The organism is Massilia eurypsychrophila (assembly GCF_002760655.1).
In the GTDB taxonomy this organism is placed as follows: domain Bacteria; phylum Pseudomonadota; class Gammaproteobacteria; order Burkholderiales; family Burkholderiaceae_D; genus JAFCUW01.
In genome coordinates this window covers 106,619-119,669 of sequence record NZ_PDOC01000013.1, presented here as the reverse complement: position 1 = coordinate 119,669, position 13,051 = coordinate 106,619, and the positions used below count along the sequence as shown (strand labels likewise).

Sequence of the window (13,051 nt, the reverse complement as noted above, 5' to 3'; positions counted from 1 at the left end):
ACCAGGTGTGGGAACCCACGCGGCAACCGCGCGAGCGTCGCTGGACGAGTCGGGCAACCACAGCGAGTGGATAGATCCCCGGCCGCAGACGGTGATGATACTGGCGCGCGATTTCGACACGACTTCGCATTGCTCGCAGGCCGTGCTGGCCGAAATTATGATCCTGATTGACGGCTTGAAACGATAACGTTTCAAGCACGCCAATCACGCGCTCGCATCAACGATTCGATTCGCGCCGCTTGAGCATGTAGTAGCCGATGCCGACGATGGCTGTGGCCACCACCGCCTTCTGCACCAGTCCGGCGCGGTTATGCTGCCACTCCGACTTGATGCCCATTTCTCCGACGATGCTCGGCACGTGTCCCTTCATCAGGTCTTCGGCGACGCCTTCAACGACGTTGACGCGGTCCGCCAACAGCAGCAGCATGAAGTGCCGGATATCGTTTTCGGTCATTTTGTAGGCCAGGCGGCGCAGCATGCCGGAGATGCCTTTCGGCGCAACACTGGTGCCAAACAGCGGCGTGATGCGCGGCCGCTCGGGCGAGACCAGAATTTCCATGCGCTCCGGTTGCTGCGACGGCGCGGCAATCGGCGCGCCTTCCAGGCGTGGCGGCGTACGCTCCATCGGCACGCCGGGACGGTCCTTGCGGTCCAGGTCCGCGCCCCAGCCTTGGATGTGCGACATGTCGCGCGCCGCGCGAGGCTGTGGCGCAAAAAAATGATCGTCGTGCTGATGGTCCTGACTGCTGCAGGGGCCGTCGCCGGTTCGCGTGATGCTGTTCTTGGTGTCCATGTTGTCCCTTTCTCAATGCAGTGTGCTGGCGGCAAGCCTGCGAACCTGGTGCGCATTCGGCGGAATCAGAATGGTCTTGATGCACTGATCGAGCTTGCTCGAAAAAATGTGATAGGCGTCGGACACCTCTTCGAGCGGCACGCGGTGGGTAATGATTTCCTTCGGATTGATGCGGCCGGCCTGGATGTGCTCGATCAGCCGCGGCAAGTGGCGTTTCACGCTTGCCTGGTTCATGCGCAATGTCAGCCCCTTGTTGAGCGCGTTACCGATCGGCACCGCGTTGAAGGTGGGTCCGTACACGCCGACAATCGACACGTTGCCGCCCTTGCGGACCGAGTTGATCGCCCAGTGCAGCACGGTAGCGCTGCCGCCCTGCAGCTTCATGTAGCGCCCGGTGAGCGTCTGGGCAACGCTGCCGGACGCCTCGCAACCGACCGCATCGATGCAGACGTCGGCGCCGAGCCAGTCGGTCATCTTCTTGATATGCAGCGCCATGTCGCCCACTTCCTTGAAGTTGATGATCTCGCACTGGGCATACCGGCGCACGAAGTCGAGCCGGTATTCGACATGGTCGACGACGATGACGCGCCCGGCGCCCATCAGCCAGGCCGACTTGGCGGCGAAGATGCCGACCGGGCCGGCGCCGAACACGACGACCGTGTCGCCTTCGCGAATGTCGCCCATCTCGGCCGCCTGGTAACCGGTCGGCAGCGCGTCGGTCAGCAGCACGGCGTCGTCCTCGTCAATGTCGGCCGGAATGACAGTCGGCCCGACGTCTGCCATCGGCACGCGCACCAGCTCGGCCTGGCCGCCATCGTAGCCGCCGGCGGTGTGCGAATAGCCGTAGATGCCGCCGACCTCGGTTGCCTCCGGATTGGTGTTGTGGCAGTTGCCGTAGAGCTCCTTGTCGCAGAAGAAGCAGGAGCCGCAGAACACGTTGAACGGCACCAACACACGGTCACCAACCTTCAGGCGCTGCACGCCGTCGCCAATTGCGTCGACCACGCCGACGAATTCATGGCCGAACGTGGTACCCACGCGCGTGTCCGGCACCAGGCCGTGGTAAAGGTGCAGGTCCGAGCCGCAGATGCATGAACGCGTGACGCGCACGATGGCGTCGCCAGGATGCTCGATTTGCGGATCACTCTTTTGCACCGCGCGCACGCGATACGGTCCCCGGTAGTCCATGGCCAGCATATGACCTCCGCTAGAGCTTGCTGAATTGATGGAAGAAGAAGCACCCCACCAACTTAAGCATGACGGCGGCAAAAGTCGATACGCGCACGGAAGGTGAACAGCTTTTTTACGCTGTATCGATCCGTCAGGAAAAGGAAGACTATCCGGTCGGCAGCTTTGGCCGGTTGCCGGGCCGCTCAGACCGCCTTGACCTGCTCCCAGTCCGTCACGCCCTGGAATATCTTGTCGATGCCGTCCTGGCGCATCGTGCGCATGCCCTGCGACATCGCCACGGCGGTAATCTCGTTGACGTGGGACCGCGAATGGATCATTTTCTTGATCACGGCTGTGTTGATCAACAGCTCATGCACACCTACCCGGCCCTTGTAGCCTTTTTGCTCACACTGGCTGCATTTTAGCGGTGAGTACAGGATAATTTCGCCATCCTCCCTCGCGTATTGCTCGCTCCATTGGTGCAAGATGGCGGATTGCTCGAGGTCGGTTTCGAAGCAATATTCATGCGCCAGCATCGCCAGCTCGTCCTTTGTGGCGATACGCGGCTTGCGGCAGGCCTGGCACATCCTGCGCACCAGGCGCTGCCCCACTACGCCAAGCAGCGCGTCGGCGAAATTGAACGGGTCCAGGCCCAGGTCGAGCATCCGCACCACGCTTTCCACGGCACTATTGGTGTGCATGGTCGAGGCGACCAAATGGCCGGTGAGCGAGGCTTCAATCAGGGTGCGGGCCGTCTCGGGATCGCGCGTTTCACCGACCATGATGACGTCAGGATCGGCGCGCAAGATGCTGCGCAGGACGCTGGCGAATGTCCAATCGATCTTTGCGTTGACCTGCACCTGGCGCAAGCCTTTTTGTGTGATCTCGATCGGATTCTCGACAGTCCAGATCTTGCGTTCCCGGCTATTGAGGCAACCAAGCAGCGCATGCAGCGTCGTCGTTTTCCCCGATCCGGTCGGTCCGCACACCAGCAACAGACCGTGCGGCCGCGTGACCAGGCTATGCAGGCCATCGAGCACCCGCGGCGCCAGGCCCAGGCTGTCGAGCGACATCACCCGCGGCGCGGCCAGGTTACGCAACACGATGTCCTCGAGGCCGTCGGTGGTTGGAATGGTCACGATGCGAAGCTCGATCCGGGTCGCGCCGGAGACCTGGAAATTGATTTTTCCATCCTGCGCATGGCGCTTTTCCGAAATATCGAGTCGACTCATGATTTTCAGGCGCGATATCAAGGCCTCGCGGAAACTCGCCGGCACTTCGGAATAATCGGCCAGCACGCCGTCACTCCTGAAGCGGATGACAGTCGGCTCGTTGCCCCGCATCGATTCGATGTGGATATCGGACACCCCGCGTACGAAAGCGTCGGTAATGATCTTGTTGACCAGCCGCACCAGGGCGCTGTCGGACTCGGTGACTGCGGGCGAAGTTTCGGCAGGCTCTTCATCACTGACGTGCAGTGCCGAGACGAGTTCGTCGATGTGCGTTTCATTGATTCTTGCGCCGTAATACCGTTCGATGGCCGCGGACATGTCTTCTTCGGACGCCATGACCGGGTCGATCGTCAGCTTGCTGAAGACCGACATCTCCTTGATGGCTTGGCTATCGAGCGGATTGATCATGGCAATGGCCATCCGAAGCTCACTGCGATACAGCGGAATGATCGAGTGTTTGCGGACGATATGGCGCGGTACAAACCTGATCAAGGCAGCGTCGAACTGGAATATCGACAAATCGACGAAGGGAATGCCGATCTTCTGGGCCAGGACGCGCTTGATGGTTTCCTTGTCGACCGATCCCATCTCGATCAGGATTTCACCGAGTTGCTTTTTGCGATCGCGCGACTGCGCCTTGAGCGCGATATCGAGTTGTTCTTGGGTGACCGATTTATCCTGCAGAAGCGCATCGCCCAGACGCAGCAACGGCAGGGCGCGCTGTCGCTTGAGCGCCGCTTCGATCTGTTCGTGGCTGACGATCAGCTGCTTTTGCAGGTAGTCGCCAACTTTCGAACTGCGCAGCTGCTCCTGCACGTCCAGGCCGGCTTCCAGTTCTTCGGGCAACAACACCTTCTTGTCGACCAACATCTTGCCGAGCTGCTCACCCAATTGATAATCCAGGATCGCGCGGGTCGGGATGAACCACCGCAGGACATTACGGCCATAGCTGATAATGAAAAGGAAAAGACCGTAGTCCCTCGAAACAAACCCGACCGTTTCGGAGACGAACCGGTCCCCATTGGTGAAGTTGACAGTGCATTTTTGCCTGGCAAACGCCGGATAGTTTCCGTGAATGGCGTTTGACTCCGACAAATCGACCGGGACGAGTTCAACAATATCGGTCAGGCACATGCTCTGCATGTCGTCGAAGGAGACACTGGCCGACGTCAAGGCCTCGTCGAACGTGAAGATCAGGGAAGAAGAGGCAGGCCAGAAGTGGGTCAGGTTGCCGACGCGCCGCGGGCCTTCTTTCATGACGATGAAACACGAATCGGTTTCGGCGCCCTTCAGTTTCGTCTTGGGCACGATCTTGAAATACGGCGGCAGCGGCCAGTCGAACTTCACCGCCGGCGCCGGCGGAGTGCCGCTCAGGGGTTGCTGCGCTTGCGCCTGGTGCTTATCTTGGTTCATACAAATTGCTCGCTTCACTATAAAACACTCAGAATTGACGCCAGGGGTGCGCGATCGAGCCCCTTTTTGCGATACGCGCGTGATATGCAAAGAGACTGACACAGATTAATTACGCTGCGGCGGCGCTGGGCGAATTCTTTTTGCATACGAGTTGTTTCGAAACAACAATACGGGACCAGATCAACGGTCACCTACCGGCCGGGCATGTCGTCCGCTCTTCTCGTCGAAGGCCGCCGCCTGGTGCACACCAACTTCACCACTGGCGCCCATAATGAAGCTGGAAGGCGTCGAAGGCGACGCTGCGCCACCAGACGGCCGCCGCGCTGTTCAACGACATGGCGGTAACTTCGCCGGTGTACCCTGACCGCAGCTGCACGACAGACCCGGCCGGCTGCGCCGCGGCCGGCGCGCAGAAAGGTATCAGCGAAGGCTGTCGCGCTACCTGGCGCTGGTGGCGGTGCCTGCTCAGCGCAGCATCGCCAGCGGCTTTCCGAAAGGCGTCGCACCGACCGAAGAGCTGAACGTCAATCCGGCGCAAGTGCGCGCCGGCGCCACGCTGTTCCAGGGCATGCGCTGCGCCGCCTGCCATACGGCCGAGATCAAGACCGGACCGGGTCACCTGTTCGCCGAACTGCGCAACCAGACCATCCGGCCGTACAGCGACCTGCTGCTGCACGACATGGGCGCCGGCCTGGCCGACAATCTGGTCGAAGGCCAGGCGAAGGGCAACATGTGGCGTACCGCGCCGCTGTGGGGCCTGGGTTACAGCGAGAAGGTCATCGGCGCGGCCGGCACGGTCGGCTACCTGCACGATGGCCGCGCGCGCAACCTGACCGAAGCGATCCTGTGGCACGACGGCGAAGGCGCCGCATCGCGCCAGCGCTTCGAGAAGCTGTCGAAGGTGGAGAGAGACGCCTTGCTCGCGTTCCTGAAGTCGCTGTAAGGCAGATACGTACCGGCGGACTCGGCAGGCCGGGGCCGTCGGTTGACTAATGACTTTTCATCTTCTTGAACATTCTCGACATGGTTTCAGGATCGAGCGCTTGCATATCAACCAACTTGAGTGATTTGACCATATGGGATGTCGTTGATTTGTATTTCTGGAAATGTGGGGTCTTGAGGTGCGCCTCATAAGCCGCGCGATTTGCATACATCTCAAGAATCCTGAACTCGGTATCCTTTTCCCGTTGATACTCGGGAAAATGGCGATCACTCCGGGCTCCAGTCTCACCGAGTCTTCCGCTTCCTCCTTGAGAACTGCTTTGTACTGTTCGAGGTACCTGGCGTCCACTTCAATTTCCGAGATCCGCACCATCATTTGTTGCCCTTGGGCGTAGGCGACGTTGAAACCATTGAAAAGAGGCGACTATCACCGCGGATAGCTTTCGGATCAGGACCGAAAACTGGTTGCAGATTTTCGGAAGCTACACAGGCCGATCCTTAGAAATATTCATTTTTATTCCCTGAAATTGTTTGCAAACTGGTAGCCATCCAGTGCGATTTTCCTAGCGGAGTTCGCCATTGCGTACGACCCGCAATGCACGCACGTCACGCATTGGCGATTGGCCAAAAAGCCGGCTGTATTCTCGATTAAATTGGCTGGCACTTTCGTAGCCGACCTCGAAGGCGGCATGCGCCGCATCCAGACCGTCCGCAAGCATCCGCCGGCGCGCCTCATGGAGGCGCAGCTGTTTCTGATATTGAAGCGGGCTCATGGACGTCAGCGCTCGGAAATGGTGGTGAAGTGTCGAGACACCCATGCATGCGACATCGGCCAGCATTTCCATGCGCAGTGGTTTTGTAAAGTTATCCCTAATCCATTCGACAGCCTTGGCCGTTCGCTGACTGTTCTCCCCTGTGGTCGCGATCGAGCGAAGACGTTGACCTTCGTCGCTGCCAAGGATGCGGTAAATGATTTCACGCATGATCAAGCCGCTCATGAATTCGACGTCGTGCGGAGCATGTTGAAGATCCAAAAGGCGGCAGAAGGCATCGAGAAAATCGGCGGTCGTTTCAGCAATCGCCATCGCCGGACCGCGGTCGTTGACCGGTGTCGCGACGGGTGCCGGCCCGCCGCTGACGAGTTCCCGGACCATTGCAATGTCCAGCTTCAGTCTCATGCACAGGTAAGGCACCTCGTGGCTGGCCTCGATGACCTGACTTGTCACAGGCAAGTCGAGTGAGGTCAGAAGAAAATGGGAAGGGTCATAGTTGAAGCTCATGCGGCCGGTCGCTCCCCCTGCACACTGATGGGAGACCCACGGGCGCGGACGCGGCCCGTGGCCGCCCGCAACCGCGCCAGGGGCCTCAGGTGGTGCGGAAAATCAGCTGGCGCATGCGGTTCAGGCGCGGGTACACCACCGGCACCGTCAGCATGGTGCTGGCCACCGCCATCAACAGCAGCGCGGTGAAGGTGGCGGCGGTGATGATCTGCTTGTCGAGCAGTACGTTGGCGAAAATGATCATGATCAGCGCCTTGGTCTGCAGCAGCCAGCCGATGATGCCCGCTTCGCCCGGCTCCCAGCCGAGCACCTTGCCGGCGATGTGGGTGCCGATCAATTTGCCGCCGATCGAGGCGACCAGTAGCGCGGCGGCGGCGACGAAGACGGCGGCGCCGCCCAGCTCCCAGCTGGTGCGCAGGCCGGTGCTGAGGAAAAAGACCGGCATCAGGACGATCAGCACGTGATTGCGCAGCATGTCCATCTTGCTTTGGTCGAACCAGGCCGCATCCATCACCACGCCGGCCAGGAAGGCGCCGACCATGTAGTGCAGGCCCGACCAGTCGGCGCCAAAAGCGCAGGCGGCCAGCCAGATCAGCGCCACGTACCAGCGGTCGGCATGGGGAATGCGCACCATCAGGCGGCGGTACAGAATAGTAGCGATGCCGAAGGCGAGCAGAAAGCCCACCTGGCGGCCGACTCGTTCCCAGTCCAGCAGGATCAGCGCCAACACGCCCCAGATGGCGATGTCGTCGATGCTGGCGTAGCGCAGGATGCGCTGGCCGATCGGCTGGCGCAGTATCTCCAGTTTTTCAAGCAGCAGCACCAGGATCGGCAATGCCGTGACGGCGCACGACATGCCAACGCCCAGCACGAACTGCCAGGGCAGCGCTTTGCTGCCGACCCATCCCGCATAGCCCAGCAAGGCGATGCCGACGACGCTGCCGGCGACCATCGGCACGCCCAGCGCCAGCGAGGCGGTGACGGCGCTTTCGCGGCGGTGCTGCCAGGCCTTGGCGAGATCGAGCTCGATCCCGGCAATCATCACGAACAGCATCACCGCCCACCAGGCAATGCCGTTGAGGGCGCCGATGACGGCGGGGTTGAAGATGAACTGGTAATACTCGGGATAGGCCCGGCCCAGCATGCCCGGTCCGAGCACGATGCCGACGATGATCTGCACCACCACCAGCGGCGCCCAGTAATCGGTGCGGCCAAGGCGCCAGATCAGCCAGGGAATCGAAAAGATCAACAACATCGCCAGCAGAAAAATCTCGGTGGTGTTCAAGACGACTTCCTTTCAGTGGACGCGAATCAGTGGGTAATGCTCAGGCGCTCTTGTGCAGGGCCGCGTACTTGAGGCCGAAGAACACGATGAAGGCATAGCACAGCGCCGGCACCACGAAGCTGATGCGCAGCCCCATGGTGTCGGCCATCAGGCCCTGGGCGAACGGCACCAGCGCGCCGCCGACGATGGCCATGCACAAGATGCCCGAGCCCTGGCCGGTGTGCTTGCCCAGGCCGTGCAGAGCCATGCTGAAAATAGTGGGGAACATGATCGAGTTGCACAGGCCGACGGCGAGGATCGCCCACATCGCCACCGGACCGTCGGCGACGATGGCGGTGACCACCAGGGCGATCGCGAAGCAGGCGTTGAAGGCCAGCGTTTTGCCGGGGCTGACGGTGCGCATGACGGCAAAGCCGATGAAGCGGCCGACCATGGCGCCGAGCCAGTAGACGCTGACGTACTTGGCGGCGGTGGCCGCCGGCATGGCGGCCACGTCCCCTTCGCCGAGGAAGTTGACCAGAAAACTGCCGATGCTGACTTCACCGCCGACGTACAGGAAGATGGCCAGCGCGCCCCACACCAGGTGGCGGTGGGCCAGCGCGCTGTCGCCATCGGCCTTGCCGGCGGCGTCCGGCGCATGGACGATTTTCGGCAGGCGCACGGCGGCAAAGGCCAGCGCCAGCACCGCCAGCGCGATCGCCAGCCCAATGTAAGGACCCTGCACCGTGGCCACTTCGCGCGCCCGGTAGGCTGCCTGCTCGGCCGCCGGCAAGGCCGACAGCTGGTCGGCCGCCAGCGCGCCGGCCGACAGGATCAGGATGCCGCCGACAAACGGGCCGACCGCGGTGCCGAGCGAATTGAACGCCTGCGTCAGCGTCAGGCGGCTCGATGCCGTGCGCGCGGCGCCGAGCACGGTGACGTAGGGATTGGCCGCCACTTGCAAGATGGTGATGCCCGAGGCGAGCACGAAAAACGCGAACAGGAACAGCGCATAGCCGCTTTGCGAAGCCGGATAGAACAGCGCGCAGCCGCCGGCGGCGATCAACAGGCCCACCACCGCGCCCTTCTGGTAGCCGATGCGGCGAATCAGCGCGCCGGCCGGAATCGATACCAGAAAGTAGGCGCCGAAAAAGCAGAACTGCACCAGCATCGCCTGGAGGTACGTGAGCGTGTAGATGGCCTTGAGGTGCGGGATCAGCACGTCGTTGAGCGACGTGAGCAAACCCCACATGAAAAACAGGATGGTGACGATCACCAGCGCGCTGCGGTGCGAACGTGCGCCGTCGCTGTCGATGTGGTCCTGGCCGGGCGAGAGCGCTGCGGGTTTGACTGCGGTTTCCATGCTGGTTCCTTTTGTTTGGTGACGATATGGACTTAACGCCCGCTAGTGTGCGTTGCCGGTTTGCGTGCCTGCGCCGCCGTCTTCCTCGATGGCCGCCGCCAGCATGGCCGCCACGCCGACCAGGGCCGGGTATTGTTCGGTGATCAGCCAGGTCGGAATGCGTGCGAGGTAGCTCGACAAGCGGCCCTTGTCTTCGAAGCGGCGGCGAAAGTCGGAGGCGGCGAACAAACGCCCAAGTCGCGGCACGATGCCGCCGCCGATGTACATGCCGCCGGTGGCGCCCAGGGTCAGGGCGACGTTGCCGGCCACGCTGCCAAGCACTCCGCAAAAGCACGCCACGGTGCGCTCGCACGCCGCATCATCGCCGGCCAGCGCGCGCCTGGTGATGTCGGCGGCGGCCAGGCGTTCGCCGGCCAGCACCCGGTGGATCAGCTCCAGGCCCATGCCCGACAGCAGGCGCTCGGCGGAGACGTGGCCGAAGTCCTGCCACAACGCCTGCAGGATGCGCAGCTCGTCGTCGTTACCCGGCGCGAAACTGGCGTGGCCGCCCTCGCCTGCCAGCGCCATCCAGTGTTCGCCGCAGGGCATCACGGCCGACACGCCCAGTCCCGTGCCGGGGCCGATCAGGCCAATCGGCTTGCCGGCCGTCTCGACGCCGCCGCCGATGCGCTCGCGCTGGTCGGCGCGCAAGAACGGCAGGGCCATCGCCAGCGCGGCGAAATCGTTCACCACCAGCAGCGTGCGCAGGCCGCGCTCGGCGCGCAGGCGGGCGATCGAAAAGCTCCAGTGGTGGTTCGTCATGCGCACCAGGTCGTCCTCGACCGGATTGGCAATCGCGATCGCCGCGCGGGCGATGGCGCCGGTGTCGATGCCCTGCTGCGCCGCGCGCGCCAGGTAGGCGTCGATGGCGTCGCCCAGGGTCGGGTAGTCGGCGCAGGCCAGCACGTCGATCGCTTGCAACGCGCCGGCGGCGCCCTGCAGCGCAAAGCGGGCGTTGGTGCCGCCGATGTCGGCCAGCAGGCGCAGTTCGGTCATCGCAGCGCTCCGCAGGGCACCGTGTCGGCGGCGCCGGCGGCGCCGCCCAACACTTCGATGTTGGCGAACGACGCGGCGAAAGGCCCGTCGGCGCTGACCGCGAACGGCGCATCGATGGCGGCCAGGTCGGCGCCGGCGGCGGTAAAGCAGGCCAGCGGAATCTTGACGGTCTGCTTGCCCTTGCCGGCCAGGCCGGCGAACAAGGCGGTGGCGGGAAGCGAAGCGCCGCAGGCATTGCCGTTACAGAGCATGCCGACGGTGACCTTGACGCCGGCAGCCGGCGCGCTGCCCACGATGGTATCGAAGCGCAGCACGCCGCCTTCGAGTACCGATTTCGGCAGCACCATCGGCCTCGTGCCGCGCGCTTCGAAAGCGGCCGGCCCGCTCCAGGTGGCCATGCGGGCGTCCTGCTGGGTGTTGATCTGCGCGGTTTTCACTGTCAGGCCAGGCACGCTGATGATGGCATTCAGGTCGGCGCCGAGCAAGGTGGCGACACCGCCGGCGCGCACCTGCAGCGGAAAGCTGGCGCGGTCGGCCTGGCCATGGATCGGCAGGCTGTTGCTGACGCCGCAGCCGCCGGCCGGATAGGCCGCGTCCAGCTGGCCCAGGCGCGAGCGGGCGGCGGCGCGCAAGCCGTAACCGTAGGCGAACAGCGGCGCGTAATTGGCGTCGCCGAGATTGAGCGACGTCTGGCAGGCGGCGCGCGGCCACGAGAAACTGAGCTTGCCGCTGAAGTCGACCCGCTTGCGGCCGGCCACCAGCAGGTCGGCGACGCCGCCGCCCTCGGTGCCGGGCAGCCAGGCGGCGACAAATACGTCCGACAGGTTGAGCAGGTCGTTGACGAACAAAGGTCGCCCGGCGACGAACACCGTCACCACCGGCTTGCCTTTGCCGGACACTGCCTGCAGCAACGCCAGGTCCTCGGGATAGCGGCTGCTGTGGCGCAGCGTGCCGGCCGGGCCGATGTCGCCGTCGCCCTCGGCGTAAGGGCGCTCGCCGATGACGGCGACGACGGCGTCGAACTGCCTGACGTCGAGCGCCTTGCCATCGCTGTCCCGGCCATCGAGGCTGTAGGTGACGTTGGCGGCGCCGGCGGCCTGGCGGATGCCGGCCAGGATGGTGTCGGCGTGTGGGAAATCGGCGTTGACGTTGTCGCTGCCCTGCCAGGTCAGCGACCAGCCGCCGGTCTGGTTGGGCAGGCTGTCGGCGCTTTTACCAACCACCAGGATTTTTTTGCCCGCGGCGATCGGCAGCGCGGAACCCTTCGCTTCGTTCTTGAGCAGCACCAGCGACTGGCGCACGGCGCGCCGCGCCAGCGCGCGGTCCTGCAGCGCGGCGTCCTTGCCAGCGTATGGATTGTCGGACGGCCGCTTGCCGAACAGGCCGGCGCGCAGCTTGACGCGCAGGATGCGGGTGACGGCGTCGTCGATGCGCGCCATCGGGATCTCGCCGCGCTCGACCTGGGCGATGGTATTGGCGATGAACGCTTTCCAGGCATCGGGCACCATCACCATGTCCATGCCGGCGTTGATCGCCTGCGGGCAGCTGTCGTCGCGGCAGCCGGGTACTTCGCCGATGCCGTTCCAGTCGCTGACGACAATGCCGTCGAAACCCATCTTGGTCTTGAGCAGATCGGTGAGCAGCGCGCGGCTGCCATGGATCTTGCCGTAATCTACGCCGGCGGCGGCGTCGTGCCAGCTGTTAAACGAGGCCATCACGGTCTGCGCGCCGGCGCCCAGCGCGGCGCCGTAGCCTTGCGCGTGGACAGCGCTCATCTGCGCGGCGTCGATGCGGGTCACGCCGCGGTCCTTGCCCTGGTCGGTGCCGCCGTCGCCGATGAAGTGCTTGGCGGTGGCGATCACGCCGTCGGCACTACCGAGTTTTCCCTGCAGGCCGGCCACATACGGCCCGGCATAGCTTCTCACCAGTGCCGCGTCTTCCGAAAAGCTCTCGTAGGTGCGCCCCCAGCGGTCGTCGCGTACCACGGCGATGGTCGGACCGAACACCCAGGCGATGCCGGTGGCGCGCACGGCGCGGGCGGTGGCCGCGCCAATTTGCTGCACCAGCCGGCGGTCGCGCGCGGCGCCAAGGCCAATATTGTGCGGGAACAGCGTGGCGCCATACACGTTGCTGTTGCCGTGGATGGCGTCGATGCCCCACACCACCGGCACCTTGACGGCCATGTCGGTGGCCATCGAGGCATCGTGATAGCGGTCGGCCAGCGCCAGCCAGGCGGCGGCGGTTGCGTGCTTGTCGTTGTTCGGCCAGCTGCCGCCGCCGTTGAGGACCGAGCCGAGGTAGTAGCGCCGCACATCGTCCGGGGTGGCGTTCTTGATTTCCGGCTGGGTCATCTGGCCGACCTTCTGCGCCAAGGTCATGCCGGCAAGGATCGAGGCCACGCGCGCTTCGATGGCGGCATCGCGGGCGATCGGGCTGCTGGCGACGGGCCAGGCGGCTGTGGGAGCGGCGTGGGCAAGGCTGGCAGTCATCGCTGCCAGGGCGCACGCCAGCGCCAGGGGACGCAGTTGAATGTTCATGCAGTGTCTCGACTTTATTATG

11 protein-coding genes are annotated in these 13,051 nt (G+C 63.7%); 2 read left to right on the top strand and 9 right to left on the bottom strand.

The annotated features are described in order from the left end of the window. Positions 1 to 7: 7 nt before the first annotated feature. On the top strand, positions 8 to 187 hold the full coding sequence (locus tag CR105_RS27885; protein WP_143752792.1) for a hypothetical protein: 180 nt from the start codon (positions 8 to 10) through the stop codon (positions 185 to 187). A gap of 30 nt (positions 188 to 217) precedes the next feature. On the opposite strand, the gene CR105_RS18885 is transcribed toward CR105_RS27885, so the two are convergent. From CR105_RS18885 to CR105_RS18875, 3 genes are all read right to left on the bottom strand, one after another. Next, complete coding sequence (locus CR105_RS18885) at positions 218 to 685, bottom strand: hypothetical protein (protein WP_099791052.1); 468 nt, start codon at positions 683 to 685, stop codon at positions 218 to 220. 120 nt (positions 686 to 805) lie between these two features. Continuing rightward, positions 806 to 1,990 (bottom strand): zinc-dependent alcohol dehydrogenase, encoded by a 1,185-nt coding sequence (locus CR105_RS18880; protein WP_099791016.1) that lies wholly within the window; start codon positions 1,988 to 1,990, stop codon positions 806 to 808. A gap of 176 nt (positions 1,991 to 2,166) precedes the next feature. Further along, positions 2,167 to 4,608, bottom strand: coding sequence for a GspE/PulE family protein (locus CR105_RS18875; RefSeq protein WP_099791014.1), 2,442 nt, complete (start codon positions 4,606 to 4,608; stop codon positions 2,167 to 2,169). Between the two features lie 451 nt (positions 4,609 to 5,059). Here CR105_RS18875 and CR105_RS18870 point away from each other — a divergent pair, with 451 nt between their 5' ends. Beyond that, on the top strand, positions 5,060 to 5,551 hold the full coding sequence (locus tag CR105_RS18870; protein ID WP_267873905.1) for a di-heme oxidoredictase family protein: 492 nt from the start codon (positions 5,060 to 5,062) through the stop codon (positions 5,549 to 5,551). 46 nt (positions 5,552 to 5,597) lie between these two features. On the opposite strand, the gene CR105_RS28985 is transcribed toward CR105_RS18870, so the two are convergent. From CR105_RS28985 to CR105_RS18840, 6 genes are all read right to left on the bottom strand, one after another. Continuing rightward, on the bottom strand, positions 5,598 to 5,762 hold the full coding sequence (locus CR105_RS28985; protein ID WP_229414010.1) for a putative quinol monooxygenase: 165 nt from the start codon (positions 5,760 to 5,762) through the stop codon (positions 5,598 to 5,600). A gap of 351 nt (positions 5,763 to 6,113) precedes the next feature. Further along, entirely contained in the window at positions 6,114 to 6,830 is a 717-nt protein-coding gene (locus tag CR105_RS18860; protein ID WP_099791012.1) for an AraC family transcriptional regulator, read from the bottom strand. 85 nt (positions 6,831 to 6,915) lie between these two features. Continuing rightward, a complete protein-coding gene (locus CR105_RS18855) occupies positions 6,916 to 8,115 on the bottom strand; it encodes a cation:proton antiporter (RefSeq protein WP_229414009.1) in 1,200 nt (399 codons plus the stop codon). A 40-nt stretch (positions 8,116 to 8,155) separates the two neighbouring features. Then, on the bottom strand, positions 8,156 to 9,457 hold the full coding sequence (locus tag CR105_RS18850; RefSeq protein ID WP_099791010.1) for a sugar MFS transporter: 1,302 nt from the start codon (positions 9,455 to 9,457) through the stop codon (positions 8,156 to 8,158). 42 nt (positions 9,458 to 9,499) lie between these two features. Further along, entirely contained in the window at positions 9,500 to 10,492 is a 993-nt protein-coding gene (locus CR105_RS18845) for a glucokinase (RefSeq protein ID WP_099791008.1), read from the bottom strand. Continuing rightward, on the bottom strand, positions 10,489 to 13,029 hold the full coding sequence (locus tag CR105_RS18840) for a glycoside hydrolase family 3 protein (protein ID WP_099791006.1): 2,541 nt from the start codon (positions 13,027 to 13,029) through the stop codon (positions 10,489 to 10,491). The genes CR105_RS18845 and CR105_RS18840 overlap by 4 nt, the downstream gene beginning before the upstream one ends. Positions 13,030 to 13,051: the final 22 nt, after the last annotated feature.

Bases quoted from the DNA above. Each gene is read 5' to 3' on its own strand.
- CR105_RS18885 (WP_099791052.1), bottom strand. From the start codon at position 685: ATGTCGCACATCCAAGGCTGGGGCGCGGACCTGGACCGCAAGGACCGT.
- CR105_RS18880 (WP_099791016.1), bottom strand. From the start codon at position 1,990: ATGCTGGCCATGGACTACCGGGGACCGTATCGCGTGCGCGCGGTGCAA.
- CR105_RS18875 (WP_099791014.1), bottom strand. From the start codon at position 4,608: ATGAACCAAGATAAGCACCAGGCGCAAGCGCAGCAACCCCTGAGCGGC.
- CR105_RS28985 (WP_229414010.1), bottom strand. From the start codon at position 5,762: ATGTATGCAAATCGCGCGGCTTATGAGGCGCACCTCAAGACCCCACAT.
- CR105_RS18860 (WP_099791012.1), bottom strand. From the start codon at position 6,830: ATGAGCTTCAACTATGACCCTTCCCATTTTCTTCTGACCTCACTCGAC.
- CR105_RS18850 (WP_099791010.1), bottom strand. From the start codon at position 9,457: ATGGAAACCGCAGTCAAACCCGCAGCGCTCTCGCCCGGCCAGGACCAC.
- CR105_RS18845 (WP_099791008.1), bottom strand. From the start codon at position 10,492: ATGACCGAACTGCGCCTGCTGGCCGACATCGGCGGCACCAACGCCCGC.
- CR105_RS18840 (WP_099791006.1), bottom strand. From the start codon at position 13,029: ATGAACATTCAACTGCGTCCCCTGGCGCTGGCGTGCGCCCTGGCAGCG.